Here is a 25,778-nt window from a genome sequence, read left to right as displayed (position 1 = left end):
CCAAGGGGTCAGGGCAGCACCTCGGCCAGCTGATCGAAAGCCTGGTGCAGCGCGGTTTCGAACGGAATCGGAGGAGCGGCGCGCAGCCAGCGCAGCATCGCCGCCCGGACCGCGCCTCCGGCGGCGGCCGCGACCAGCATCGGCCGCAGGTCGTGTTCCGGGCCTTCCCCGAGACGCTCGGCGATCGCCTCGGCCAGGGCCTGCTCGGTGGCCGCGCCGGCTTTCAGGAATTCGCCCTGCAGCGCGGGTTCGGAGACCATCAGCCGGACGCCTTGTGTCCACTGTGGATCTGGCTGGCCGCTGTCCGCGGTCTCGCCGCGGTCGTCCCGATACTGGTCGAGCACGGCCTGGCGCAGCGCCGTCCACAGTGGCTCGTCGGCGGGCCGGGCACGCAGGTGATCCGCGATGGCCTGCGCCCGGTCGTACTGCCGCGCGGCGATCGCCTCGGCCTTGCTGGAGAAGTAGTTGTTCACGGTGCGCGGCGAAACGCCCGCTTCGCCGGCGATGTCGTCGATGGTCACGGTGCCCAGCCCGCGCTCCACGGCGAGCGTGATCGCCGCCCAGGAAATCGCCCGGCGGGTCTCCTGGCGGCGGCGTTCCCGCAAGCTGGGGCGTTCGGTCATGGCTCCGACGCTACGCCTGAATGTGCGTGACGCGCAATCTTTGCGTGTTGCGCAATCTTAGGGCAGGACGCGGCACAGCGCGGCGAGCGTCCCGGACCACGCGCTGGCCGAGGGTGTGCCGTAACCGATGACCAGCGCGTCCCGCTCCGCTTCGACGTCCGGGTGGCGGAACCGGTCGAGACCGTGCACGGCGAGGTCCTGCCACGCGGAGCCCTGGACGACCGCGCTTTCGTTGCCAGAGGGGAGTTCCACCAGCGCGTGCAGTCCCGCGGACAGGCCGGTCACGGCGGCCTCCGGGCAGTGTTCGGCCAGTGCGGCGACGAGCTGGTCGCGGCGGCGCCGGTAGTACTGCCGCATGGTGCGGATGTGCCGGTCGTAGCCGCCGGAGGAGAGGAATTCGGCCATCGCGAGCTGGTCCACGGTGCTGCAGTGGAGGTCGTGGTCGCCCTTCGCCTTGGCGACCGCGGGCGCGAGCCGGGGCGGCAGGACCAGCCAGCCCAGCCGCAGTCCCGGGGACAGCGCCTTGCTGGACGTGCCCAGATAGACCACCTGGTCCGGGTCCAGGCCCTGCAACGCGCCGACCGGGCCACGCTCGTAGCGGAACTCGCCGTCGTAGTCGTCCTCCAATACCAGGCCGCCGGTGCGCCGGGCCCAGTCGAGCGCGGCCATCCGGCGGTCCGGGTGCAAGGCGACGCCGGTCGGGAACTGGTGCGAGGGCGTGAGCAGTACTGCGCCTGCGCCGGGTAGCTCGTCGAGCCGGTCTGTACGCGCGCCGTCGGCGTCGATCGGTACCGGCGGCGTGTGGATCCCGGCAGCTGTAAGCCGGCGTCGGTGTGCGTACAGGCCGTAGGACTCGACGGCGATTTCCGGTGTGCCACGGTGTTTCATCACCTCGGCGAGTAGCAGCAGGCCGTGTGTCACGCCGGAGCAGATGATGATGTGGTCCGGGTGCGTACGCACGCCGCGGGTTCGCGCGAGGTAGCTGGCGAGTTCGGTCCGCAGCTCAGCTCGGCCGCGCGGGCTGGGAAAGCCGAAGGCGTCGTCGGGGGCCGCGGCGAGTGCACGCCGTGTTGCTTTCGCCCATTCCACCCGTGGGAACGTCGACGTATCCGGTAGCCCGGAGCGCAGATCGTGGACGTGCCGGTGTCGGGTTGTGGGCCGTGGCGTCGCTTTCGCCGGAGCCGTGGCCGTGGCCGCGTGCGCGGCAACCCGGGTTGCCGCGCCCTGCCGGGCAGTGAGCCAGCCTTCGGCCACCAACCCCGCATACGCTTGCGCGACGGTATTGCGGGCGATGCCGAGATCCGCGCCGAGCGTGCGGCTGGACGGCAGTTTCGCGCCCGGAGCCAGCCGCCCGGTGCGGATAGCGTCACGCAAGGCTTCCATCAGGCCTTCGCGCAGCCGGGGGCCGCGCAGGTCCAGATGCAGGTCGTCGCCAGCGGAAGTGGCCCATTGATCGTGCACGGAAATGGACCATAGCAAGAGACCAGTGTTCAGTAGTGTCGGTGCCATGACCACAGACGCCATGACCACGCCAGACGAACGGCTCGCCCCGCACAAGCCCCGCATCAACCTCGCGGAGTTCGCGCCCGACGCGTACAAGGCGATGATCCGCCTCGATGCGTCGGTCCGGCGCGGAATCGACCCGACGCTGGCGGAGCTGATCAAGATCTGCGCTTCGCAGATCAACCACTGCGCGTTCTGCCTCGACATGCACACCAAGGATGCGCTGGCCGCCGGGGAGACGGTGGAGCGCATCGTGCAACTGTCCGCGTGGGAGGAGTCGAAGCACTTCTACACCGCAAAGGAAGTCGCCGCGCTGGAGCTGACCGAAGCGATCACCGTGCTTACCGACGGGTTCGTGCCGGACGAGGTCTACGCGCGGGCCGCCGAGGTGTTCGACGAGGCCGAGCTGGCTCACGTGATCGCCGCGATCACCGTGATCAACGCGTGGAACCGCTTCGGTGTCGCCAGCCGTGGCGTGCCCGGCGAGTACCGGCCCGCGCAGCGCTGAGCTTCACAGGCTCCGCAGCAGGCCCAGCGGGTTCTCCACGCAGTTCGCGATGAACCGGAGGAACCCGCCGGCCACGCCGCCATCGCATACGCGGTGGTCGAAGGCCAGCGTCAGCTCGGTGATTTTGCGCGCGGTCACCTCACCGTCGACGATCCACGGCCGGTCGATGATCCGGCCTACGCCGAGGATCGCGACCTCCGGGTGGTTGATGATCGCGGCCGAACCGTCCACTCCGAACACCCCGTAGTTGTTCAGGGTGAAGGTGCCGCCGGTCAGGTCCGCCGGGGCGAGACCGCCCGCGCGGGCCTGGCCGGTGAGTTCGGCCAGCGCCGCGGACAGTTCTTCGACGCTGTGGGTGTGCGCGTCGCGAACCACCGGGACCACCAGCCCACGGTCGGTCTGTGCGGCGAATCCGAGGTTGATTGCCTTCGAGAGCACGATTTCGTCACCCTCGAGACGTGAGTTCAGCTCGGGGAACCGTTGCAGGCCCGCCACCGCGAACCGGGCCAGCAGCGCGAGCAGGCTGATCTTCGGGGCGGCCGGGTCGGCGTTGAGCGCGGCGCGCAGCCGCAGGAGTTCGGTGGCGTCGACGTCCACCCATACGGTGGCCTCGGGGATCTCCCGGCGCGAGCGGGTGAGCTTGTCCGCCACCGTTTTGCGCAGGCCCCGCAACGGGATCCGCTGATCGGCTTCGGTGTCCTGAATGTGCTTCCGGGCGGGCTTCTCGGCGGCTCTGGCAATGGCTCGCTCGACGTCGGCGCGGCTCACGATCCCGCCGGTTCCGGTGCCCGACAGCGTCCGTAGGTCCACTCCGGACTTCCGGGCGAGCTGCCGTACCAGCGGGGAGACCACCCGAACACGGTCCGAAGTGGACGGTGCGACGGGTGCCTGCCGAGCGCGGCCACGCCGGCGGCGGGCCTGCGCGGCCGGCGTGCCGTAGCCGATCAGCACGTTGCCGCTGCCTTCCGGGGTGACCACGCCGGGCTCGACGAAGTTCGCCGCCTCTTCCACCGTGATCAGCGGGCTGCCGACGGCGAGCACCTCCCCGGCCGCACCGTGCAGAGTCGCGACGCGGCCGGCGAACGGTACCGGTACTTCGACGCTCGCCTTGGCCGTCTCGACCTCAACCACGGTCTGGTCGACCGCGACGGTGTCACCGACTGCGACGTGCCAGGCGACGATTTCCGCCTCGGTGAGTCCTTCGCCGAGGTCGGGCAGCTTGAAGACGGCCATCACGCCTCCCCGCCGGCCAGCGGGGCGCTGTCGTCCCACTGCAGCCGGTCGATCGCGTCCAGGACCCGGTCCACGTCCGGCAGATGGTGCCGTTCCAGATTCGGTGCCGGATAAGGGATGTCGAAGCCGCCGACGCGCAGTACGGGTGCTTCCAGGTAGTGGAAGCACGTCTCGGACAGTTGTGCTGCGACCTCCGCCCCATACCCGCAGAAGCGGCTCGCTTCGTGTACGACGACCGCGCGCCCGGTGCGTCGCACGGACGCGGCGACGGTGTCCAGGTCGAACGGTGCGAGACTACGCAGGTCAATGACCTCGGTCTGGTACCCCTCGTCCGCCGCAGCTTCGGCGGCTTCCAGCGTGGTGCCGAGCGCGCCTCCGTACGAGATGAGCGTGACGTCGCTGCCTTCGCGCCTGCGGATCGCACGGTCGAGCCCTGGTGAGCGACGCGTCGGGTCGATGGTGCCCTTCTCCCAGTAACGCCGCTTCGGTTCCAGGAAGACGACCGGGTCCGGACAGTCGATCGCTTCGCGCAACAGCGTGTACGCATCAGCGGGCGTGGCCGGTGTCACTACGCGGAGTCCCGCAGTGTGGGTGTAGTAGACCTCGGAAGAGTCGCAGTGGTGCTCGACACCGCCGATGCCGCCGCCGTACGGCACGCGGATCACCACAGGCAGCTCGACGTACCCCTTCGTGCGGTTACGCAGCTTGGCGAGGTGGCTGGTGATCTGTTCGAACGCGGGGTAGGCGAACGCGTCGAACTGCATCTCGACGACCGGGCGCAAGCCGTTCATCGCCATCCCGATCGCGGTGCCGACGATGCCCGCTTCTGCAAGCGGTGTGTCGAACACCCTTGCTTCGCCGAAGCGTTCGGTCAGACCGTCCGTGACGCGGAAGACGCCACCGAGCGTTCCGACGTCTTCCCCGAAGACCAGTACACGCTCGTCCTCGGCAAGTGCGTCGGCCAATGCGCGGTTGAGCGCCCCGGCAAGGGAGACCGTGGTGTCCAGCGTGGCCGTCATCAGCGCTCCTCGAGTTCCGCAGCGAGTTCTGCTGCCTGCATCCGCAATGCGGCTGTGGGCTCGGCGTATACATGCTGGAACAACTCCGCGGGGTCGAGCACCGTGTCGATGTTCATCCGCTCGCGCAACGATGCTGCGTCCGCTTCGGCGCGTACGTCGATCTCCTGCTGCGCCTGCTCGTTGAAAAGTCCACGGTCCGTGAGGTACTGCTTGAGCCGGGCGATTGGGTCGCGCTCAAGCCACTCCTCTACCTCCGCGCGTTCGCGATAGCGCGTCGCGTCATCAGCGTTCGTATGCGACTCGATGCGGTACGTGACGGCCTCGATCAACGTCGGCCCTTCGCCGGCCGCTGCCCGCGCGACGGCCTGCTCTGTTGCCGCATGGACAGCAGCTGCGTCGTTACCGTCTACGAGCACCGACGGCATTCCGTAGCCGACGCCCTTGTACGCCAACGAAGGCGCCGCAGTCTGCTTCGCCAGCGGCACGCTGATCGCGTACCCGTTGTTCTGTACCAAGAAGACCACTGGCGCCTTCCATACCGCGGCGAAGTTCAGCGCTTCATGCGTGTCGCCTTCGCTGGTGGCGCCGTCGCCGAGTAGTACCAGCGAAACGGTGTCTTCGCCCTTGACGCGCGCAGCGTGCGCGAAGCCGACAGCGTGCAAGGTGTTCGTGGCCAGCGGCGTGCACTGCGGTGCGACGTTCGCGCGGTACGGGTCGTAGCCGCAGTGCCAGTCGCCGCGCAACAGCGTCAGGACTTCGATGGGGTCGACACCACGCGCGACGATCGCCATCGAGTCTCGGTAAGTGGGGAACAGCCAGTCCTGCGGCCGCAACGCGAGCACGCCGCCGATTTCGCACGCTTCCTGCCCACGCGCCGACGGATACACCGCGAGCCTGCCCTGTTTGGTGAGCGCGGTCGCCTGCGTGTCGAACCGGCGCCCGGCGACCATGCCGCTGTGCAGGCGCAGCAGCACTTCGTCCGCCGGCATCGGCAGCACGGGCTGTTCGACCGGCTTGCCGTCCGGGGAGACCAGGCCCAGTGGTTCGTCGGTGGGCAGGAAGTGCGACGCGGCAATGCGTTCCGTAGTGGTCACCGGCAGCTCCGATCGATGCTCGGCCAAGACGAGTAGGCCTGATCCTCACTCCTGGCCGATCAAAGGTCCATGGATCATGGGGAAGTGTAGAATGATGGCTTACTTATGCTGTCTATGCTGGACAATTGGCCCCGGAAGGAATGCGCATGCCCGAGCTGGGTGGACGAATGGCGGCGGCACTCGACGAGGTCGACCTGAAACTCATCGCCGAACTGAAGGCGGACGGCCGGGCCTCGATGCGCGCCCTGGCCGAGCGAGTCCACATCTCGCGCGCCGGCTGCTACACGCGCGTCGAACGGCTTCACCGGGACGGCGTGATCACCGGCTACGCTGCCGTCACTGATCCGCGGCGGCTCGGGCAGGGGCTCGCCGCGTTCGTGTACCTCAAGGTCACGCAGAACAGCTGGCGAACCGTCAGCGCGGACCTCAAGCACATCCCCGAGATCGAGCACGGCGGCCTGGTCTCCGGGGACAACGACCTGATCCTGTTCGTCCGCACCCGCGACGCGGACAGCCTGCGCGACCTGGTGTTCGAGCGCCTGCAGGCGATGCCGGACGTGCTCTCGACCCACACCGTGCTGGTGTTCGACGAGCTGTGATCAGCCCTGCAGACGTTCCTTCACCAGGTAAACGGCATGCGCAATATGCCCGCCGGCGTCGCCGGCCTGCGGCGTGATCCGGTAACCCGCGCGCTCGTACATGGTGATGTTGCGCTTGCTCGCCGCCCCCGTGAACAAGGTGAACCGCGGCAGGGTTCCCGGAGCCTGCCCCTCCGCATACGCCAGGAGAAAACGCCCGAGCCCGCGCCCGGCGAGATCCGGCGCGACCATCAGCCTGCCGATCTCCCACCCGCCGTTCTCCACGCGGGCGCGGACGGCGCCGATCAGCCGTGGCCCCTGCCGCACCACCCAGCCATGCCACGTCCCGATCGATGCCCGCATGTCGGCGAGATCCTCGTGCAGCGCTGGGATTTCCGTGGTTTCGTTGAGCAATGCCTCCTGCATCCAGCAGCATCGCTGCAGGACCAGTAGTTCGGCCGCGTCGTCGAGGGTCGCCGGGCGCAGCCGCGTATCGGGCAGGCCGATCAGTTCGTCAAGCTCCACCGGACCTGTTTAACCACTCCCGGCGACCCGGCGCAACGCGATTCGCCGTGGTTCGGCTGCGTGGGGTGATCTGGTGCGTCCCGGTCTGCTGGCTGTTGGACTTGCCGCTGCTCGCCGGGCTGGCCAGGTGGTGGACCGGCTTTCGGCCCTGCGCGCTCCTGGCGTCGGGGTTGTCGCGGCTACTTGCGCCGCCGTTGTGCTGGCTTGTGCTGTCGCTCCGGGTGTCACTGTGTTGCCTGCGGTCTTGTGTTGCCTGCGGTCTGTTTCGCTGCGGTGACTTGCGCCGTTGTGCTGGCTTGTGCCGCCGCTCCCAGCATTGCTGCGCTGATTCGCGCTGCCGGGGCCAGTTCAGCCGCGCCGATTTGCGCTGCCGGGCCCACTTCTGCCGCGTCGACTCGCGCTCCGGCCCGCGTCGCCACGCACACTCCGCCGCCCGTTGCGGTGCCGCTTCGGGCGCGGAGGCCGGAACCCGTCCCGGCACCGTGGTTCACGAGCCCACCGCGAACTCCGTCCCGAATGGATCGCGCACGGTGACCATCCGTCCGTAGGGAGTGTCCACAGCGGACACTGTCTCGCCACCGGCTTCGGCCCCACGGGCGGCGGCCGAGTCGGCGTCGTCGGCGAGGAAGAGGGTGCCCCACGCCGAAGTCGCCTGCGGTTCGCCGGTGATTCCGCCGATCTCGTGCCCGTCCGGGCGGCGCAGGAAGGTGAAGTCGATGCCCGGCAGATCGTCGTTGCCGTCGAGGGTGAAGCCGAACACCGTGCGGTAGAACTCGCGTGCTCGTCCGGGCTCGGGGGTGACGAGGTCGTTGCGCATCAACGTGGCCGCCTCGTTGACCAGCCGGCAACCCGGCAGGCTGCGCCCCTGCCACAGCCCGAACCGCGCACCGGTCGGATCGACGGCGAGCGTCGCCCGCCCCCGGTCCTCGCGCTCATGCGGCTGCTCCACGACTGTCCCTCCGGCCGCGGTGATGGCCTTGGCCGTGCCGTCGCAGTCGTCGGTCGCCAGGTAGACCGTCCAGCCCGCGTGGTCGCCCTGCGTCAGCCCGGCGACCGGTAGCCCGCGGTACAAGCAATCCCCGCCGTCGAACTCCCAGCCGAACACTGCCCGGTAGAACCTTTGCGTCCGTTCGAGATCGGGCACGGTCAGCTCGATCCAGACCGGTGTGCCGAACGGCTGGTTCTCATCGATTGAACTCATCAGATCGTCCTCCTCGACAGGTGATGCCCGGAACGCTAACGGCCATTGCGGACAGTTCGAGTCCTCGTTCCGATGTTCACCATGTGGGAAGAGGTGGCCGCCTCATGGATCAACGGCGCATGCTGATCTTTCCGCCCTCGTTCCTCCCCGGCTCCGGATCGGCAGGCACGCATGCCCGGCTCGCCACTCGGCAACCCCGCCTGGACCGCGCTCGACGGCCCGCACTCCGCGTTCGCGGAACGAAAAGGCCGGGTCCTGCGCTATCCGGTGGAAATCTCCCCGTTCCTCGCCGTTCCGGATGACCCGGACCCCGCGGTGTGGCAGGACATCGCGGACCTGGTGGCTCCCGCCACGACCGCCACCGTGGTCGGCGGCGTCGATCTGCCGCTACCAGCCGGTTGGACCCTTTTCGCGGAAACCCCTGCGGTACAAATGAAAGCCGAAGCCCACCCGGTCCCGCCGGAAGCCGCCTCCGGCTCTGCGGATCCGGCGAACGAGGTCACCCGGCTGACCGTGGACGACGTGCCCGAAATGCTGGATCTGGCAGCCCGCACCCGGCCGGGCCCGTTTCGGCCGCGGACCATCGAATTGGGCACCTACCTGGGCATCCACCGCGACGGCACACTGGCCGCGATGGCCGGGGAACGGCTCCACCCGCCGGGGTGGACCGAGATCAGCGCGGTGTGCACGGACCCCGCGTTTCAGGGACAGGGCCTGGCAGCCCGGCTCGTGCGGGAAGTGATGGCGGAGATCCGGACCCGCGGTGAGCGGCCGTTCTTGCACGCTGCGACGGCCAATGTCGGCGCGATCCGGCTCTACGAACGGCTCGGGTTCCGGTTCAGCAGAGCTGTGCGGTTCAGTACCTATCGGGTCCCGGAAGGCTGAGGGCCGGAGTTCGGTGGGGATCGGGCTGAGCGGCTGGATTCGGCGGGTTGTCCGGGAGCGGGCGGTTGTCCAGGAATCTGCGATGGTCGGTTGTCCCGGGGTGGCTTCCGGGGCTGGGTGACTCTGCGGTTGGGCTTGCGCGGATGGCTGAAATCCGGCGAAATCGGCGGTCGGGCCGCCGCGAGATCAACGCGGCCGACGATCCGGACGCGATGCGGCGGATGAAGATCAAGGAGTACCGCACGAAGCTGACGCACCCGTACTACGCGGCCGAGCGGGGCCTGGTGGACGACGTGATCGAGCCCGGCCGCACGCGGTGAGCTGGTGATCCGCTCGCTCGTGATGCTGCGCACGAAGCACTCCGACATTCCGGCGCGCATGCACGGGAACCCGCCGGTGTGATGGCGGATCCGACGGTGCGCATCGTGCGTGGGAACCCGGACGAGGCCGAGGTGGCAGCTCTGATGACGGTGTTGCCGGCTCTGGGTGTGGGGGCTGGCCGGGATGGCGTGGGCGGCTCGGTGGCCGGGCCGTCGTCGTTGCCTGGGGTGACGGTGCCGAGACCGCGGCGGCCGGTGTTCGTTCCGGCGACCAGCTGGCGGGTGGGTCGTTGAGGGACGGGTTCGTGACTGCGTTCATGGCGGATTTCCGTTGTGGGGTGGCTCTTTTGGAGGTTGGTGGGTGTGGGAAGGGATCGAGGAGCGGGCGGAGGGTGGACTGATCGGATGCAGGGCCGTGTGGGGTCGACCAGCTTTGGTGGACACGGTCGTTGAGGGATGAGGGCTGGGTTACCCCCGTGCGGGCTCCTCGGGCTGAGGGATCAGGTGACCGAGGTAGGTGTACCTGCGTCGGGTGTTGTGGCAACCTCCATTCGGTGAACGGATGCGCGTTCGCTGGATCTCCTCGGGGAAGGAAGCCCTGGCCGGTGTGGGATCTCGGTCTCCGCCTGCAACGCCGCCAGCTTCGCCTTCTCGTTCGTTGTGGTGTGCAGGATGGGGATGTCGTCAGCGAGGGGGTGCGAGGGCTCAGCGGCTTGGATGGCGAGGCTGTGTCAGCGGGGCGGGTAGCGGTGGGGGCTTGCCGCAAGATGGCGAGGTCTGGAGTTTCGTCCTGGGCAGGGGTGGTGTGGGGCTTGCCGGGGCGGCGTGACGTCAGGACGGTCTAGGGCGGCAAAGACAAGGACTCGGGTCGGTGTCGGGAGATAAGGGAACGGTGAGGCTGGGCTGCCGGGCCACGGCGGAGCTTCTGCGGTGAGCGGAAGGTCGGGAGTCGTCGTGTCGGGTGGCGGTGTGGGATACCGCGGAAGTAGCGGGGTGGTTCTGGGCGTGATGGTGGGTGGGGTGCCGGATCACCGTGCGGCGGATGTGGTGGCGTGTTGCGGAGGCTGTTGTGGCGGGCGGAAGCGAATGCCGCGGCGAGGCGGAGAGTCATGGAGTGCGGCAGAAATGCGGGGGCGTAGGGGTGGGCGGTGCTGCCGGGGAAGCTGTGGCGAGCGCAGAAGCGGGCATTGCTGTGGCGAGCGGTGGCATGGAGAGCGGCGGCGATCGTTGCGGCGCGGGGCAGTGGGTGCATAGCCGTTGCTGTCGGGGGTGGAGACGTGGGTGTCGTCGCGATACGGGTCGGCGTGAATGTTGCCGCGGGGTGTGGGTGTGCCGGAATCCTTGTGGCGCATGGAGGCGTGGATGTCGCTGGGGTAGGGGGGAGCGGGCGGAGGTGTATGCCGTAGGCGTGGCTGCCCAGGACCGTGTCTCTGGCAGCCAGGTGGGTGGGCGGTTGTGAGGTCGTGACCGGGCGGCGGTGCGGCGATGGGGATCTTCGGTGTCGGGGAGTGACGGTTCGTCTTCGAAATGGAAGAGGGAAAGTCATGAGTAGCAAAGAAAATAGACTGTCCATAAGGGTCCGGCTTCGGACTCGGTTGAGAGGCATGACTCCAAGTTACGTTCGGAATCGAACGCCTGCACGGTATCGATCAGGTGATTCAGGTGCGTGCCGCAGTACGGTCCAAATAGGTCAGTACCGTGCGGATGCGGCGGTTCTCGTCCCGGCCAGTGCCTTGGCGATGGCCGCGTTGGACAGGCCTTGGGCCATCAGGGACAGGACTTCGGTCTCCCGGGCGGTGAGGCTGTCCAGCGGATCGCGGCTGCGGGAAAGCATCTGTGCCACCACATCCGGGTCGATCGCGGAGCCACCGCCTGCCACGCGGCGGACGGCCTTCAGGAACTCCGCAACATCGGCGACTCGTTCCTTCAGCAGGTAACCGACTCCGGACGTGCCTTCGGCGATGAGGTCCACCGCGTAGCTGCCTTCCGCATACTGCGAGACCACCAGCACTGGCAGGTCGGCGTCGCCATTGTCGGCGGCGGCGGTTTCGATGCCGACGTCGGCCAGCAGGCTTTGCACTCCGGAGCGCAGCAGCACGGAGTCCTCGGCGATCACCACACGCATGGTCGGGCCTCCAAAATCATCCCCAGCGGACGGGGAGATCGACCCGCGCGACGGTCGGGCCGCCGGCGGGGCTGACGACGGTCAGTACACCGTCCATGGTGGCGGCTCTGTCGGCGAGCCCGGCCAACCCGCCACGAGGACGGACCGAAGCACCACCGTGACCGTCGACCATCACGGTGTCGTGATCACGGTCACGTGCACCGAGGCACGGTCGGCGCCCGAATGTTTGGTCACGTTCGTGAGCGTTTTGCTCACGATTGAGCCGTACCCGGCTGGCCGCGAAACGGTTGTGCGTGCGGCGGGGGGAATCGTGCTGCGGCCGCACCTGGTTTACGGGCCGGGGACCGCAGCCGGTCCGGATCAGGGAGTTCGCCGACGCCGTGTGCGAGCTGCTCGACCTGCCGCGGCCGGTCGCCGACCTGCCGCTCGCCGAACACCACCGGCGGACCTGGCGGCACTGCCCGGGCTCAGCGAGCACCAGTGGTCGCTGCTGACCCGCGACCACTGCTACGCCGGCGATCGTGTCTTGGCGAGCACCGGTGTGCCGCCCGGACCTGGGCTGGCGGTACGGCTCGCCGAGGCGGCGGACTGGTACCGGGAATTGCTCCTCGGGCAGGACCGAATACGCACACCGTGACCGTTCGAATTCGGAAAGCGATTTCGAGTATCGGTGGCCATCCGGAATTCATCCGGGTGGCCACCGTTGTTTTTCCGTGGACACCGGATGCGAAAATGACGGTATGTCACGACGTGAACTCGTAGTGCTCGGTTCGGCCAGCCAGACCCCGACCCGGCATCGCAACCACAACGGCTACCTCCTGCGGTTCGACGCCGACGGGGTGCTGTTCGACCCGGGCGAGGGCACCCAGCGGCAGATGACCTACGCCGGCGTGTCGGCGGGACGGCTGACGAGGCTGTGCGTCACGCATTTCCACGGTGACCACAGCCTCGGCCTCGCGGGCGTGCTCCAGCGGCTGTCGCTGGACGGCGTCACGCATCCGGTGCGCTGCCACTATCCGGCCTCCGGCCAGGTGTTCTTCGACCGCCTGCGGTACTCCACCGCGTACCACGAGGTGGCCGAGCTGGTGCTGTCGCCGGTCGAGCGGGACGGCCTGCTCGACGGCCCGTTGTCCGCCTACGCCCTCGACCACCGCATCGATTGCTTCGGTTACCGCTACGCCGAGCCCGACGGTTTTCGCATGCTGCCCGAAGCCCTCGAAACCGCCGGCGTCCGTGGTCCCGATGTCCGGCGGTTGCAGGAAGACGGAGAGCTGACCGTAGACGGCCGCACGGTCCGGCTGTCCGAGGTCAGTGTGCCGCGCCGTGGCCAGGTGGTGGCGTTCGTGATGGACACCCGGCTGTGTGACGGTGCGTTCGCCTGCGCCCGCGACGCGGACCTGCTGGTCGCCGAGTCCACCTTCCGTGCCGAGGACGCGGACCTGGCTCGCCACTACGGCCACATGACCGCGGCCGACGCCGGACGGCTCGCTGCCGGGGCGGGGGTGCGCAAGCTGGTGCTCACGCACTTCTCCCAGCGCTACCCGTACGAGGAGGCCGACCGCTTCGGCGAGGAGGCGGCGAAGGAGTTCGACGGCGAGATCCACGTGGCCCGCGACCTGGACGTGATCCCGCTGCCGCCGCGGCGCTGAGCGGCGTGTCGGGATCCTCCTCGGCAGGGTGGGGATCGGCTCGTGTCAGACTGCCGGACGATGTACACGCCGTCTGATCTCGCCGACCTGCTCGAATGCGAGCACCGGAGCGTCCTCAAGCAGGCACTCGCCGCCGGGCTGCCGGGTGCGCCACGGCCCGGGTCAGGGCCGGACAAGCTTGCCGTGAAGCACGGCCGGGCGCACGAGGCGGCCACCCTCGCCACGCTGCGCACCGAGCGGCGTCACGTGGTGGAGATCGACGAGCAGGACCCGGTCATCGCGGCGAAGGCGACCGCGGAGGCGCTGCGCGGGGGTGCGCCGGTGGTGTACCAGGCGGTGTTCCACGACGGTGAGTTCTCCGGCCGGGCCGATTTTCTGTTGCGGGGCGAGGACGGCCGGTACGAGGTCTACGACACCAAGCTCGCCCGGCACGCCAAGCCTTCGGCGGTCGTGCAGCTCACCGCATACGCCGATGCGATGCGCCGCGCGGGCTGGCCGTCCGGCCCGGAGATGCACCTGCTGCTCGGCGACGGCAGCACGCACAGCCTTCGGGTCGACGACTTCCTGCCGCTGCTCGAACGCTTGCGCGGCCGTCTGCTCGCCCGGCCGGCGCAGCTGCCGGAACTGTTGTGGGCCGACGAGCGCCCGGCGTGCACCGGATGTGGGTTCGCGCAGCACTGCGCATCCGCGCGCGAAGCCGACCGGGACCTGTCGCTGGTCGCGGGGATGCGTGGGGAACAGCGACGCAAGCTGGTCACCGCCGGGCTCGGCACGATTGACGCGCTCGCCGCGGCGGCGCCCGAGGACCGGCCGAGGGACATGTCCGCGGGCACGTTCACCACGCTGCGCGCCCAGGCTGCGATCCAGGTGCGGCAGGACGAAACCGGTGAGCTGGCCTACGAGATCATCGATCCGGCGGCGCTCGCCGAGCTGCCTGCCGCCGACGCGGGTGACGTCTTCTTCGACATGGAGGGCGATCCGTACGCGCTGGCCGGCACCGGGCTGGAGTACCTCTTCGGCGCGGTGACTCCGGATCAGCGGTTCACGCCGTTCTGGGCGCACTCGCGTGCACAGGAGAAGCGGGCCTTCGAGGAGTTCATCGACTTCGCCGTCGCCCGGCTCGCGGAAAGCCCTGGCGCACATGTGTATCACTACGCGCCGTACGAGGTAACGGCCATCAAGCGGCTTGCGGCGGTGCACGGTACTCGTGAGGAAGAAGTCGACGAGCTGGTGCGCACCGGCGCGATGGTCGACCTGTACGCCGTGGTACGTAAGGCTTTGCGGGTCGGGCAACGGTCGTACTCGATCAAGTATCTCGAACCGCTGTACATGCCGGAGACGCGCGACGGCGACGTGCAGACGGCCGTCTCCAGCATCGAGGCGTACGAGGAGTATCTGACTCTCTCCGCGGCGGGGGACACCTCGCATGCAGACGAAGTGCTGCAAGGGATCGCCGACTACAACGAGTACGACTGCGTGTCCACCTTGCGGCTGCTGGAGTTCCTCCATCGCGTCCGGGCCGACGCGGGTATCGAGCCTGCCGAGCCGGATCCTGAGTCCGATGTGGACGCACTGCTGCGGCGTACCGAAGAAGACGAAGCCGCGCAACGACGTGCCGAGCGAGCGGCAGCGATGGCTGCTCTCGTCGACCCGCTCTTGGAAGGCCTGCCCGACGATCCCGCGGACTTCACCGCGGATGACCGCGCCCGCGCCCTGCTCGCTGCCTCGGTGGGCTACCATCGGCGTGAGACGAATCCGGCGTGGTGGGAGTTCTTCCGTCAGCTCGCCGCGCCGGTCGGGGATCTCGAAGTGGATACCACTTGCGCGGTACCGGTTTCGGTCACCGCCGGCGAATGGGTGCCGCCGTCGGGCCGGTTGCGTACGGCCAAGCGCACGCTCGTGATCGCATGCGACCCGGACCGGCCGCATCCTTTCGTGCCCGGCGATGATGTCCGGTTGCGCTATCGCGCGGACGCGCGTGATGCGAAGGTGGTGTCGGCGTCCGCGGTGGAGATCACCGTCGAGGAGAGCAGCGCGCCGGACCAGACTGCGAACGACCGTCCCGTCGCGGTGCTGCCGGGAAGCCCGGTACGTCCGTCTCCAAAGGACGAAGCCGTCGCCGATTTGGCGCGGCTGGCCGGGGAAACTCTGCCCGCATTGCCCGCGCACCCCGGGGTCGACCTACTGCGCCGGACCCCGCGGCTCCACAGTGGACTTCCGCCTGTCGGTGACGACGTGGTCGCCACCGTGATCGAAGCAGTCGACGCCCTTGACGGTTCGGTGCTCGCCGTGCAAGGGCCGCCGGGTGCCGGAAAGACTTACCTGGCAGGGAAACTGATCGCGCATCTAGTCCGATCCGGACGGACCGTCGGGGTCACGTCGAACAGCCACAAGGCCGTGGAGAACGTACTCTCCGCCGCGCTGGGCAACGCGCCGGCGCTGGATTGCGCCAAACGTGCCAAGCGGACGCCGGATCCGTCCGCGCCGTGGGACCAGCCGAAGACCAACACGGCACTCGCCCGCTGGCGTGCCGAGCACAACACCGGCCACCTCGTCGGCGGCACCGCCTGGACCTTCGCGAACGCTGCCGTGCGGGAGGAACCGTTCGACGTGCTGGTGATCGACGAAGCCGGCCAGTTCGCCCTCGCGGACGCGCTGGCGGTGTCCATGTGCGCGAAGAACCTCGTGCTGCTGGGCGATCCCCAACAGCTGCCGCAGGTGGTGCAGGGCACGCACCCGGCGGGCGCCGAGGCCTCCGCGCTCGGGCACCTGATCGGCGAGGCCGACATCATCCCGCCCGAGCTGGGATACTTCCTGGACCAGACCCGGCGGATGCACCCCGCCGTCTGCGCGCCGGTGTCCCGGTTGTCGTACGCCGGATTGCTGCACTCGCACCCGTCCGCGGACCGCTCCGTCGAGGGCATCGGTTCGGGACTCTACCTGGCTTCCGTGGCGCACCGGGGAAACACGACCCGCTCAACCGAGGAGGCCGCGGAGGTCGTTTCGGTGGTCGCCGCGCTGCACGGCCGCACCTGGCAGGGCCGGCCGCTGGTGGACGCGGACTTCCTGGTCGTGGCGCCGTACAACTTGCAGGCCCGCGTCGTCACCAGGGCTTTGGCCGACGCCGGATTCGACGGCGTCCGGGTCGGCACCGTGGATCGGTTCCAGGGCCAGGAGGCCCCGGTGGTGGTGACCACGATGACGTCCTCGTCCGCGGTCGACCTGCCGCGGGGACTGGACTTCCTGCTCTCCCGCAACCGGTTGAACGTCGCGCTGTCGCGGGCACAATCGGTCGCGGTCCTGGTGTGCTCCCCGTACCTGCTGGAGGCCGACATCCGCACCGTCGACCAGATGCGGCTGGTGTCCGGCATGCTCGGCCTGCTGGGGGATGCCGTTCCCTGGCCGAGGTGACTTGCCCGTTCGGCCCGGTGGGGCGGAATGGCTTGCAGCTGTGAAGGGAACCTTCACGGACTCTGCGGCTGTGAAGGTTCCCTTCACAGCCTTCAGCTGGGGTGGCCGGTGCAGTCCGCGACGACGGACCCGGGCCGCCCGCACCACTTCGTCACGACCGGCATTGCACGGCGGCGAACCGAACCACCTGCATCCTCTCCTCAACCGGGACCACGACGGGAAAATTCCCGCAGAGGCCCCGGGGCGTGCTCCCGCTCCCCGCCGCACCGCTGGGGGTTCGGCCGACGGCGAGCAGGAGCACCGGGTCCCGTCCCGCGCCTGAGGGGAGGAACGCGCGCGACGGGTGGTACTCGGTGCCGGTACGGGGGCCGCCTCGCGGCGAATGGCACAACCAGGCTCCGGCCGGACCGGTATTCCTGGCAGGCAAGAGGTGAGGCCCGGGGGCACCCACGTACCGACACCCAGTACAACGATCGATCCGCCCGAATGTTCCGACTGCGGAGAGTGATCTGAATCGCGACCGTTCGGGTGAGTCCCGAACCCTCGCGGGTTGTGGTGGAACAGGCCCTGAAGAACCCGGCCCGGCACCGTGGACGGCGGCGGTTGCCAGGTGGTCTGGCCCACCGGCCCGGTTGCGGGAGCGCCTCCGTCACCGGAGCGCGGGCGTTGAAAAGGATGGTCACGAAAGGTGGATCCCGCGCAGGTTGCTAGACGGTGCGTGATCAAACCGGGGTCGCCGCGGTCCGAAGATCGCGAGCCGGACACGGCACCGGGGCCTCGTCCGGACGCGGCCTGGAACCGGACCGGGCACGGCTGAACGGCTGTGAAGGGTCCCTTCACAGCCGCAGAGTCCGTGAAGGGACCCTTCACAGCCCTTGGGAGCGGGTGAGGGGCGCGGGTGAGGGGCGCGAGGGTAAGCGGCGGACGCCCGGAGTGACCACAATGGACCGCTAACCTCACCTGGTGAGTGTTGTGTTCGTCCCCTACCCGGCGCGTGGTCACCTCGGTCCGTTCCTGGCCGTCGCCGCCGAGCTGGCGCGGCTGGGCGTGTCGGTGCGGATGGTGCTGCCGGTGAACTACGCGGGTGTCGCCGCCGCGTGCGGGGTGGCTCCGTTGATCGCGGGCTCCGACCGGGGCGCCCACGTGCCCCCTGGATGGGCGTTGTCCACTCGCGTCGACCGATGGCGGGAGCGGAGGCGATCCGCGACGGCGATCGAGCGAACGTTCGGTGATGACGTCGCGCGGCGCCCGCCGCGGCTCATCGTCGCGGACCCGCATACGCGCTGGGGGCGTGCGTTGCCGGGCACTCGCGTCGCCTGGCTGTGGACGACGGTGCCGCGTTCGGCTGCCGGGCGGGAACCGGTGCTGGTCAACGGAATGCCGACGTTCGAGCCTCCCCGCGGCCTGACGGGGCGGGTCCGGTTCCATGGGCCGCTGCTCGCCCCGGAACAGTCTCCGCAACGGCTGGACCTGCCGCCGGGCCGGGTCGCGCTCGCGTCCTTCGGCACCGTCTTCGCGCACAGTACGCGGTGGCTGCGGGAACTCGCGAACGCATTCGCCGGCAGCGATTGGCAACTGGTGCTCGCGACGGGGTCGGCCCCGGTCGCGGCGCTCGGCTCGTTACCGCCGAATGTCCTTGCGTTCCAGACGGTTCCGCAGCGTGTCCTGCTCGAACGGGTGGATGTCTTCCTGGGACACGGCGGAATGAATTCGCTGCTCGAAGCGGCCTGGGCGGGCGTCCCGATGATGCTGCACCCACGGAGCCGGGAACAGGCCCGCAACGCGCGGAGACTGGTCGGTCTCGGCGTCGCGACCATGCTCGGCTCGGTGCGGGGGCTTCCTGGACGGCTGGACACACTGGTCGAAGGCCGGGCGGCGGAGGTCGCCGAGTTGCGTGCGCGGGTCCGCGCGGCGCCCGGTCCGCGTGCCGCGGCACGGCAACTCCTCCATTTGGCGGAACTCGGCTGACCGTGCTGATCCGGTCACGGATTGTGCCGCGGGCACGCTAAAGTGCGGAGGGCACGAACTGAGGGAGGGACTCGTGGTGACGCTGCCCGAACACTGGTATTTTCCGATGCTGCCGTCGTTCGTCAATCGAACGGACGAAATCCTCGACGCCGGCGATCTGCACCGAAAGGCGTGTGCGGCGGGTGAGCCACTGCTGATCCGGATTGTCGGGGAACGCGGCGTCGGCAAGACGGTGTTCGCGCTCTACCTGGCGCATCTGCTCGCGGAGCACTATCCGGACGGCGGGTTCTTCCTGGAAGCGGACGGATCCGCGCCGGCCGGGGAACTGGCGCGGCAGTTGCTGCTCCAGCGCGGTGTGCCGGAGCGGGACATCCCGGCCGACCAGGTATCGCGGCTCGCCGCGGCCCGCCGATGCCTGCACGGCAAGCGCACGATCCTCGTGATCGACGATGTGTCGCGGGTCGAGCAGGTGAGCAAACTGCTGGTCGAGGCGCCTGGAAGTGCGGTGCTGGTGACCGGTCGCAGCCGGTTGGAGGGCGATTGCTTCCGGCGGTTCGTGGAGTTCGAACTGGACGGATTCAACGACGATGCGACCGGCGAGCTGCTCCGCTCGATCGCGGACACGGTCGACCTGTCGGAGGAGACGGTCAAGGTGCTCCGGGAGAAGTGCGGTGGCTCGCCGCTGCTGATCTCCGCCAGCGCCGGCCAGCTCGCCCGGGGCCGGGTCGATCCGGCACAGTTCGTGCACAAGTTGAGCCTGCACGATCTGCCCGGTATCAGTACGCTGTCGCCGTCCGCCGTGTTCCGCGTGATTCACGATGAGCTGCCGGCGGAACAGCAGTCTGATTACCGCCTGCTGAGCCGGATTCCCGGAAACGACTTCGGTATTGCGCTGGCCGCCGAGGTGCTCGGTTGTACCGAGCGCGCCGCGGTCGCCCGGATGAACGACCTGGTCGATCGCTACCTGCTTGGAATCCGCGACGGCGGCCGGTATCGCTTCCGGCACATGCTGCTGCGCGAACACGCGATCGGGATGTCCTTCGAGCACGAACCGGCGGCGGCCGAGGAAGCGGAGTACGCCGCGGCCAAGTGGCTGGTGCACCGCTCGATCGCGCTCGAACAGAGCTATCTGCCGCGGCCTGCGCCCTGCGGTGGAGAGGATCTCTACGCCACGATTCCGCCCGCCTACGCACCGGGACAGCAGGATTCGGTTGCCCAGGCGGCCCGGGAGTACGCGGTCGAATGGCCGAATCTGCTTGCCGCGGCGGAATTCTGCGCGGATCGGCAGATCAAGCAGCTGGCGCTGGTCGCCCCGATGGCGCTGTGCTCGTTCGCGTACCAGACCCATCGTTCGGACACCCTCATCGGTCATTACGAACGTGCGGTGGAGCTGTCGTCGCCGGTGCGTGTGCGCTGGCAGCTGTTGCGTGATCTCGCCCAGCTGTCCGAAGGTATGGGCGATGGCGAGAACACCGTGCGCTACGCGACGTTGGCGCTGGAGACCGGGTACGAGCCGGGCCGGGAAAGCGCATACACGTGGCTGGCGCTGGGTTACGAGCTACTCGGCCGGATGCCGGAGGCGCTCGCCGCGCTGGATTCCGGCATCGCCGCCGTGGCGCTGATGGAGGATCCCGCGCAGCAGGTTCGGGCCAGGACATTGCTGATGATGCACTACGGCCGCATCGCGGCGAAGTCGAAGCAGCCCGAACAGGCGTGGTCCGCGTTTTCCGAAGCGCGGGAGTACTTTGCCGCCGCGCACGAAGATGGAAACGTGGCGCGGTGCGATGATTGGCTTGCCCAGCTGAGCGACGAGCGAGGCGATGCGCAGGCGGCGGAAGAGAAGTGGCAGAGCGCCGCCACCGGGTACGGCCGGGCCGGAATGCACCGGCAGGCGAACGCGGCATTCCGCAAGCTGGCCGAGCTGGCCCGGCGGCAAGACCGGATCGCGGACGCGGATACCTATCTCAAGCGCGCCGCTGAGTACGAATGACGCGGATGGCGACCGGGTAACGTCGGCCGCCGAGGTCCACGGTGACCTCGGGTGCGAGCGCTTCCGGCGGCAACCCCGCGGAGAGCCACGTGTGGACCACCGCACCCAGCAGCGGCGGGGCGATCCCGGGTGCAGTGAGCAGGTATTCGTGCCCCGCACGGGCTCGCGCGGTCACCGAATCTTCCGACCATGCCACGCTCACCGCGCATACCGGATGTTGCCGGAAAATCGATTCATGCCAGGCATCCGGGTCGGATCCGAGATCGGAATACGGCGCGGTGAGCACTGCGGCGCCGGTGCGCAGCGCCGTGCGGGGATAGTCGATCGAGCAGCCGAGGTGGGTGGTCGCCGTCGATTCCGGGTGGATGCCGCGAGGCGGCCGTTGTACCTCGGCCGGACGGCGGGACAGCCGGACGATCCGTGCTGCCGGGTCGATCTCGGACGAGACGAAATCGGCGGTGCCACCACCGCTGCCGGGCAGGGAGGAGACCACGGGAACGGGGGCTGCGGAGATCTCGGCCGTCGGCTCGTCCAGGTCCAGCAGGCGATAGAAAGCCTTGCGTAGCAAGGATAAGGCTTGTCCGGGTGCGGAAGTCGTCCGGTCCGCCACAAGGTCGAAACGGGGCGGGTCTGTAATGGCTTCGGTGAGGACGGGCAGGTAAGGGCCGTGCAGGGGGAGCCGCGGCGCGAGTTCGCCGAGTGCGGAGATCGCGGTTTCCGGTGGTACCTCGGTGAAACTGCCCAGCAACGTCGGAACGCCCAGGGCGGCCGAGTACCCGGTTACGGAGCCGTGGTCGCCGACGACCAGATCAGCGGCGATCAGCCCGGCCCGCCAGCCGTGGATTTCGTCGAGAATGAGCATGCCCGCGCGCAGGCAGTCGGCGTACCAGCCGCGGACAGCGCCGGCTCCGTGGCCGTGGGTCAGGTTGGGATGCAGGATCAGCGCGCACACGGCTTCTTCGGGCGACAGCTCGGCGACCAGTTCGCGGGGCAGCTCGGGACGGGTACCGAGCAGGGAATCCCCGGACCAGGTGGAACTCAGCACGATCAGCTTGCGGTCGCCGATCCCGAGCGCGCGCCGGTACCGCTCGCGGAGCGGGAGACTCGCGAGCAGCCGGTCGAAACAGGGATCACCGGCGACGACCGCGGCACCGGCCGCCGACGGCGCCCGCGCGGCGAGCAGGCGCTGCTGATCGGGATGGGACAACACGAACGCGTCCGCCCGCGGGACACCGGCGCTGAGCAGCGTCTCGACGGACAGCCCGAACGCCTCGGTCTCCGGTCTCCGGTCTCCGGTCTCCGGTCTCCGGTCTCCGGTCTCCGGTCTCCGGTCTCCGGTCTCCGGTCTCCGCGGAGGATACTTAGTATATCCGATGCCGTGCGACAGAATTGCCCGCCGCGCGGGCAGATCGGTGAGGTCGCCGTGATGACTCGCGCTGATGGCGAGGTCGAATGGCGTGAGCTTCGCCTGGCTCCAGGGAATGGTCACGAGCCCGGTGGCGGCGAGTGCGGCCGGGAGCCCGTCGCGGAACGGGTCCGCCTGGGCGTCGGTGAGGACGAGCTGGACGCGTGGATCGTTCTCGAACGTGGGCACGATGTCGAGCAGCCTGGTGAGCGTGGTGATGTTGTGTGCCACCAGTACCACGCTGCGCCGGGTCGGGAGTGTCCGCCAGCGCGCGGCGTGCGGGCCGATCGGCACCGAGACGGGGTCCTGCGCAGTCACCTTCGGTCCCCTCGCCGATCCGGTTCGTCCGGCTGGCATCCTAGCCGACCGGGCCAGGGTGCCGACCGGCCCTCGAAATGACCACAGTGGACGGAGTAACAGGCGCACCACGGATGGGCCGAGGCGATCGACGCGGCCGCGGATGGACGAGACATGGGTGCGGCTCCTTCGTTGAGGGGCAAGGTCGATGGGCAGGCCGGCGTGCTGCCCGAGCTGTCGGGATCGAGCAGACAGGCGGGCGTGCCGGTGGTCGGGGAACGTCGGGACATCCGGCCGTGGTGCGGATCAACGCTCCGGGCACGTCGTGGTCCGTCGGCGTCGTCGTCGCCGCGGTCGGGACGCGGGCGGCGGCGGTGATGGTGCCCAAGGCCGAAGATCCGGAAGTGCTCTCCCGGGTGGAGCCGCCCGGGACCCCGCTGATCCCGCTGCTGGAAACGGCGTTGGGGATTGCGCAGGCGATCGCGGTGTGCGCGGTGCCGTCGGTGGTGCGGCCGGGGTTCGGCAGCTCGGGGTGGACCATCGGGTGCACGAGGCGCTCCGGTACGCACGGTCCGCCGTCGTGCTGGCCGCGGCTGCCGCAGGGAGGCCGGCCCGATCGACGGGTGACCACGGCGCTGGACGATGCGGACGCGCTGGCCGCAGACGTCGCCGAAGCGGTGCGGCTGGGCTTCACCGGAAAGATCCGCATCCACCCCCGCCAGGTACCCGCGGTGCGCCGGGGCTTCACCCCGTAGGCCGCGGAAATCTAGTGGGCGCAAGGGGTTCTCGCCGCGGCCAACGGATTGGTCGCGGTGTTTCAGGGGCAGATGATCGATCGGCCGGTGGTGCTGCGGGCACAGGCGGTGCTCGCGCGCTGCTCCCGACCCGTCACACACGGATGGATGACGTTTACCGCGGGATGAATGACGCATCCTGGTACCGTGACGGCATGCGGCGGGGTGAAGCCGATCCGGCCTGGCCGCAGGAGTTCATCGAGCAGCTGGCCGAGCGGTTCGGCAGCCGGATGCCGAAGGCCGCGGCGCGGATGCTGGGGGCGCTGGTGGCCACCGGCGAACCGGATCTGTCCAGCAGGCAGCTGGTGGAGCTGCTCGGGCTGAGCCCGGCGGCGGTGTCGAACTCGGGGCGGCTGTTGCTGCAAATGGACTTGGTAGACCGAACGGTCTCTCCGGAGACCCGGCGCGATCATTACCGGCTGCGCGAGAACGTGTGGCCCCGGATGTTCCGCGGCTCCTTCGCGATCGTCGAGGACACCTTGGCGCTGCTGGACGAAACCCTCGACGAAACCCGCGGCGGCACGCGGCCGGAGGGGCCCGCCGGGCAGAAGATCCGCGAGATGCGCGATTTTTACCGGTTCGTGTACCGGGAGCTGCCGGAGGTCCTGGAACGCTACGAGAAGTGGCGGGCCGGGCAGTACCGTGAGCCGGGTGCCTGAACCGGCCGGCAGGGGCGCCGCTCGGAAATATTCGTCCTTTATTGACACATCTCCGTGGAACTATCTCTGCCCATGGAGATTGACGGTTTCGGCCCAGCTGGCTAGGTTGTAAACGGGGAACTATCCCGCTGGTCGAGATGGAGTTACTCCGAGTGGATGAATCGACGGCCGCGGTGCCCGCGGCGGAGGTGTTCGGCGCTGCGCGGGGGTTCACCTGGCTGCGGCGCGCCGGTGACGGACTCGCCTGGATCGAGAGCAGGCCCAGTGAGGGCCGGGCGGTGCTGGTCGGCTGGCAGCCGGGCACCGAGCCCGCGGACCTGACCGAGAAAGATCGTTCGTGCAGCAACGGAGTCGGCTACGGCGGGATCCCGTTCTGCGTGACGCCGGACGGCGACGTGCTCGCCTGCGACGGCGAGGACCAGCGGGTGCGCAGCCTGTCCGACGGCACCCCGCTGACCCCCGAGGCGGCGGAAAAAGCGTTGCGGTGGGCCGATTTCGTCGCGGGTGACGAGTATTTCTACGCGGTCCGGGAGGACCACCGCCTGCCCGGCCGGATCGCGAACGAGCTGGTGCGGGTCGCGTTTGCCGCGCCGCACGAGCAGGTGGTGCTCGACAGCGCACACGACTTCGTCGGCGCGCCGCGGCTTTCGCCGGACGGCACGCGGCTGGCCTGGCTCACCTGGGACCACCCGCAGATGCCCTGGGACGGCACCACGTTGTGGGTCGCCGACGTCGTCGCCGAAGGCGTCCGCAACGTCGAGCGGGTGGCCGGGTCGGCCACCGAGTCGGTGGTCGAGCCGACCTGGACGCCGGACGGGCGGCTGCTCTACCTGAGCGACCGGCGGGGCTGGTGGAACCTGTACCGGCAGGGCGAGCCGGAGCCGCTGATCACCATGGACGCGGAAATGGGCGAGCCGCTGTGGTTCCTCGGCCTGCGCAATTTCGACGTCTTCGAAGACGGCCGCATCGTGTGCAAGTGGATCGAGCGGGGCTTCGAACACCTCGGGATCCTCGGCACGGACGGCACGATCGAGGAAGTACGGACGCCGTACACCCAGTTCCGGTCGCCGACCGTGCTGGGCGACCGGATCGCCGTGCTCGTCGGCGGTCCGGAACATCCGCAGACGGTGGTGCTGCTGGATCCGGCCGAAGGCGGTCCCGGGACCGTGGTGCGGGCCAGCGGGGTCACGGCCCCGAGCCGGGTTTCCGTGCCGGAGCCGATCACCTACCCGACCACCGGCGGGGCCGTCGCGCACGCGTTCTGGTACCCGCCGTCCGTGCCTGCCGAGGGGCCGGTGCCGCTGATCGTGAACTGCCACGGCGGGCCGACTTCGCACGTAGTGCCGGCGCTGGATCTGCGCCAGCAGTACTGGACCAGCCGCGGTTACGGGTATCTGGAGCTGAATTTCCGCGGCAGCACCGGATACGGCCGGCCCTACCGGGACGCGCTCAAGGGCGAATGGGGCGTGGTCGACGTCGACGACGCGGTGGCCGGGGCGCAGTACCTGGTCGAGCGCGGGCTCGCCGATCCGGGCAAACTGATCGTCCGCGGGCTCAGCGGCGGCGGCTGGCTTACCTTGTGCGCCATGGCCTTCCGGGACGTGTTCGCCGCGGGTGGCAGCATGAACGGGGTGGCCGACGCGGCGAAAATGGCCGCGGACACGCACAAATTCGAGTCCCGGTACCTGGATTCCCTGATCGGCCCACTGCCGGACGCGCGCGCGCTCTACGACGAGCGTTCGGCGATCACCGGGGCCGAGCGGATCACGGCCCCGCTGATCCTGTTGCAGGGCGAAGTCGACGAGGTTGTGCCCGCGGATCAGGCCGAGGTGATCGCCGAAGTGCTCGCCGAACGCGGGGTCGCGCACGAGCACCACGTGTACCGCGGGGAAGGGCATCTGTTCGCCCATGCCGAGAATCTCGTCCACGCACTCGAAGCCGAGCATGCCTTTTACACCGAGCACGTCCTTTCCACCTGATGATCGGAGCGC

21 protein-coding genes and 1 pseudogene are annotated in these 25,778 nt (G+C 69.2%); 12 read left to right on the top strand and 10 right to left on the bottom strand.

All coding sequences use genetic code 11. From position 1 onward, the window contains the following. Window positions 1-8 precede the first annotated feature (8 nt). Window positions 9-623 carry an acyl-CoA-like ligand-binding transcription factor gene (locus D5S19_RS13695; RefSeq protein ID WP_120023723.1) on the bottom strand — a complete coding sequence of 205 codons (615 nt, stop codon included), beginning with the start codon at window positions 621-623 and terminating at the stop codon, window positions 9-11. A gap of 57 nt (window positions 624-680) precedes the next feature. Beyond that, window positions 681-2,084, bottom strand: a complete 1,404-nt coding sequence (pdxR, locus tag D5S19_RS13690) for a MocR-like pyridoxine biosynthesis transcription factor PdxR (RefSeq protein ID WP_120023722.1) — start codon at window positions 2,082-2,084, stop codon at window positions 681-683. 46 nt (window positions 2,085-2,130) lie between these two features. Between pdxR and D5S19_RS13685 the strand changes: the two genes are divergently transcribed. Beyond that, window positions 2,131-2,634: a carboxymuconolactone decarboxylase family protein gene (locus tag D5S19_RS13685; protein ID WP_233573882.1), complete on the top strand. Its 504-nt coding sequence runs from the start codon at window positions 2,131-2,133 to the stop codon at window positions 2,632-2,634. A 3-nt stretch (window positions 2,635-2,637) separates the two neighbouring features. Here the strand turns inward: D5S19_RS13685 and D5S19_RS13680 are convergent, their stop codons facing one another. The 3 genes from D5S19_RS13680 to pdhA are packed head-to-tail and all read right to left on the bottom strand — an operon-like array spanning window position 2,638 to window position 5,980. Then, window positions 2,638-3,867: a dihydrolipoamide acetyltransferase family protein gene (locus D5S19_RS13680; protein WP_120023721.1), complete on the bottom strand. Its 1,230-nt coding sequence runs from the start codon at window positions 3,865-3,867 to the stop codon at window positions 2,638-2,640. Continuing rightward, complete coding sequence (locus tag D5S19_RS13675; protein ID WP_120023720.1) at window positions 3,867-4,886, bottom strand: alpha-ketoacid dehydrogenase subunit beta; 1,020 nt, start codon at window positions 4,884-4,886, stop codon at window positions 3,867-3,869. Before D5S19_RS13675 ends, D5S19_RS13680 begins: the two co-directional genes overlap by 1 nt. Beyond that, window positions 4,886-5,980 (bottom strand): pyruvate dehydrogenase (acetyl-transferring) E1 component subunit alpha, encoded by a 1,095-nt coding sequence (gene pdhA / locus D5S19_RS13670; protein WP_120023735.1) that lies wholly within the window; start codon window positions 5,978-5,980, stop codon window positions 4,886-4,888. Before pdhA ends, D5S19_RS13675 begins: the two co-directional genes overlap by 1 nt. 146 nt (window positions 5,981-6,126) lie before the next feature. Here pdhA and D5S19_RS13665 point away from each other — a divergent pair, with 146 nt between their 5' ends. Further along, a complete protein-coding gene (locus D5S19_RS13665; protein WP_233573881.1) occupies window positions 6,127-6,579 on the top strand; it encodes an Lrp/AsnC family transcriptional regulator in 453 nt (150 codons plus the stop codon). Here D5S19_RS13665 and D5S19_RS13660 read toward each other — a convergent pair whose 3' ends face one another. Both D5S19_RS13660 and D5S19_RS13655 read right to left on the bottom strand, forming a co-directional pair. Next, a complete protein-coding gene (locus D5S19_RS13660; RefSeq protein ID WP_233573880.1) occupies window positions 6,580-7,083 on the bottom strand; it encodes a GNAT family N-acetyltransferase in 504 nt (167 codons plus the stop codon). It lies immediately after the preceding gene. A 487-nt stretch (window positions 7,084-7,570) separates the two neighbouring features. Next, window positions 7,571-8,284 carry a VOC family protein gene (locus D5S19_RS13655; protein WP_120023718.1) on the bottom strand — a complete coding sequence of 238 codons (714 nt, stop codon included), beginning with the start codon at window positions 8,282-8,284 and terminating at the stop codon, window positions 7,571-7,573. Window positions 8,285-8,455: 171 nt separating this feature from the next. Between D5S19_RS13655 and D5S19_RS13650 the strand changes: the two genes are divergently transcribed. From D5S19_RS13650 to D5S19_RS34135, 3 genes are all read left to right on the top strand, one after another. After that, window positions 8,456-9,169: a GNAT family N-acetyltransferase gene (locus D5S19_RS13650; protein WP_120023717.1), complete on the top strand. Its 714-nt coding sequence runs from the start codon at window positions 8,456-8,458 to the stop codon at window positions 9,167-9,169. Window positions 9,170-9,312: 143 nt separating this feature from the next. Beyond that, complete coding sequence (locus D5S19_RS33115) at window positions 9,313-9,489, top strand: carboxyl transferase domain-containing protein (RefSeq protein ID WP_233573879.1); 177 nt, start codon at window positions 9,313-9,315, stop codon at window positions 9,487-9,489. 81 nt (window positions 9,490-9,570) lie between these two features. Beyond that, a complete protein-coding gene (locus D5S19_RS34135; protein ID WP_120023716.1) occupies window positions 9,571-9,783 on the top strand; it encodes an acyl-CoA carboxylase subunit epsilon in 213 nt (70 codons plus the stop codon). Between the two features lie 1,396 nt (window positions 9,784-11,179). Here D5S19_RS34135 and D5S19_RS13635 read toward each other — a convergent pair. Next, window positions 11,180-11,614 carry a LuxR C-terminal-related transcriptional regulator gene (locus D5S19_RS13635; RefSeq protein WP_199730486.1) on the bottom strand — a complete coding sequence of 145 codons (435 nt, stop codon included), beginning with the start codon at window positions 11,612-11,614 and terminating at the stop codon, window positions 11,180-11,182. Between the two features lie 16 nt (window positions 11,615-11,630). Then, window positions 11,631-11,920: pseudogene (locus tag D5S19_RS33110) on the bottom strand (sensor histidine kinase); the annotation flags it as partial. Between the two features lie 434 nt (window positions 11,921-12,354). On the opposite strand from D5S19_RS33110, the gene D5S19_RS13620 reads away from it, so the two are divergent. From D5S19_RS13620 to D5S19_RS13605, 4 genes are all read left to right on the top strand, one after another. Then, window positions 12,355-13,263 carry a ribonuclease Z gene (locus tag D5S19_RS13620; RefSeq protein WP_120023733.1) on the top strand — a complete coding sequence of 303 codons (909 nt, stop codon included), beginning with the start codon at window positions 12,355-12,357 and terminating at the stop codon, window positions 13,261-13,263. 60 nt (window positions 13,264-13,323) lie between these two features. Continuing rightward, the gene (locus tag D5S19_RS13615) at window positions 13,324-16,674 is read left to right on the top strand and encodes a TM0106 family RecB-like putative nuclease (RefSeq protein ID WP_120023714.1); all 3,351 of its coding nucleotides are present in this window, start codon (window positions 13,324-13,326) and stop codon (window positions 16,672-16,674) included. A 963-nt stretch (window positions 16,675-17,637) separates the two neighbouring features. Beyond that, window positions 17,638-18,642, top strand: coding sequence for a glycosyltransferase (locus D5S19_RS13610; protein WP_147397383.1), 1,005 nt, complete (start codon window positions 17,638-17,640; stop codon window positions 18,640-18,642). Between the two features lie 73 nt (window positions 18,643-18,715). Beyond that, complete coding sequence (locus D5S19_RS13605; protein WP_120023712.1) at window positions 18,716-20,632, top strand: NB-ARC domain-containing protein; 1,917 nt, start codon at window positions 18,716-18,718, stop codon at window positions 20,630-20,632. Here the strand turns inward: D5S19_RS13605 and D5S19_RS13600 are convergent. Next, window positions 20,607-22,355, bottom strand: coding sequence for a hypothetical protein (locus tag D5S19_RS13600; protein WP_120023711.1), 1,749 nt, complete (start codon window positions 22,353-22,355; stop codon window positions 20,607-20,609). The two genes, D5S19_RS13605 and D5S19_RS13600, sit on opposite strands and share 26 nt — an antisense overlap. A gap of 278 nt (window positions 22,356-22,633) precedes the next feature. On the opposite strand from D5S19_RS13600, the gene D5S19_RS13595 reads away from it, so the two are divergent. The 3 genes from D5S19_RS13595 to D5S19_RS13585 all read left to right on the top strand — a co-directional run bounded on the left by D5S19_RS13595 (window position 22,634) and on the right by D5S19_RS13585 (window position 25,766). Beyond that, complete coding sequence (locus D5S19_RS13595) at window positions 22,634-23,089, top strand: hypothetical protein (protein WP_158605528.1); 456 nt, start codon at window positions 22,634-22,636, stop codon at window positions 23,087-23,089. A gap of 194 nt (window positions 23,090-23,283) precedes the next feature. After that, window positions 23,284-23,787, top strand: a complete 504-nt coding sequence (locus D5S19_RS13590) for a GbsR/MarR family transcriptional regulator (RefSeq protein ID WP_158605527.1) — start codon at window positions 23,284-23,286, stop codon at window positions 23,785-23,787. Between the two features lie 152 nt (window positions 23,788-23,939). Then, window positions 23,940-25,766, top strand: a complete 1,827-nt coding sequence (locus D5S19_RS13585; protein WP_158605526.1) for a S9 family peptidase — start codon at window positions 23,940-23,942, stop codon at window positions 25,764-25,766. Window positions 25,767-25,778 lie beyond the last annotated feature (12 nt).

Source organism: Amycolatopsis panacis (assembly GCF_003600245.1).
In the GTDB taxonomy this organism is placed as follows: Bacteria; Actinomycetota; Actinomycetes; order Mycobacteriales; family Pseudonocardiaceae; genus Amycolatopsis; species Amycolatopsis sulphurea.
This window is presented reverse-complemented; position numbering and strand designations above follow the sequence as displayed.

Bases quoted from the DNA above. Each gene is read 5' to 3' on its own strand.
- D5S19_RS13695 (WP_120023723.1), bottom strand. From the start codon at position 623: ATGACCGAACGCCCCAGCTTGCGGGAACGCCGCCGCCAGGAGACCCGC.
- D5S19_RS13685 (WP_233573882.1), top strand. From the start codon at position 2,131: ATGACCACAGACGCCATGACCACGCCAGACGAACGGCTCGCCCCGCAC.
- D5S19_RS13680 (WP_120023721.1), bottom strand. From the start codon at position 3,867: ATGGCCGTCTTCAAGCTGCCCGACCTCGGCGAAGGACTCACCGAGGCG.
- D5S19_RS13675 (WP_120023720.1), bottom strand. From the start codon at position 4,886: ATGACGGCCACGCTGGACACCACGGTCTCCCTTGCCGGGGCGCTCAAC.
- D5S19_RS13665 (WP_233573881.1), top strand. From the start codon at position 6,127: ATGCCCGAGCTGGGTGGACGAATGGCGGCGGCACTCGACGAGGTCGAC.
- D5S19_RS13655 (WP_120023718.1), bottom strand. From the start codon at position 8,284: ATGAGTTCAATCGATGAGAACCAGCCGTTCGGCACACCGGTCTGGATC.
- D5S19_RS13650 (WP_120023717.1), top strand. From the start codon at position 8,456: ATGCCCGGCTCGCCACTCGGCAACCCCGCCTGGACCGCGCTCGACGGC.
- D5S19_RS33115 (WP_233573879.1), top strand. From the start codon at position 9,313: ATGGCTGAAATCCGGCGAAATCGGCGGTCGGGCCGCCGCGAGATCAAC.
- D5S19_RS34135 (WP_120023716.1), top strand. From the start codon at position 9,571: ATGGCGGATCCGACGGTGCGCATCGTGCGTGGGAACCCGGACGAGGCC.
- D5S19_RS13635 (WP_199730486.1), bottom strand. From the start codon at position 11,614: ATGCGTGTGGTGATCGCCGAGGACTCCGTGCTGCTGCGCTCCGGAGTG.
- D5S19_RS13620 (WP_120023733.1), top strand. From the start codon at position 12,355: ATGTCACGACGTGAACTCGTAGTGCTCGGTTCGGCCAGCCAGACCCCG.
- D5S19_RS13615 (WP_120023714.1), top strand. From the start codon at position 13,324: ATGTACACGCCGTCTGATCTCGCCGACCTGCTCGAATGCGAGCACCGG.
- D5S19_RS13590 (WP_158605527.1), top strand. From the start codon at position 23,284: ATGCGGCGGGGTGAAGCCGATCCGGCCTGGCCGCAGGAGTTCATCGAG.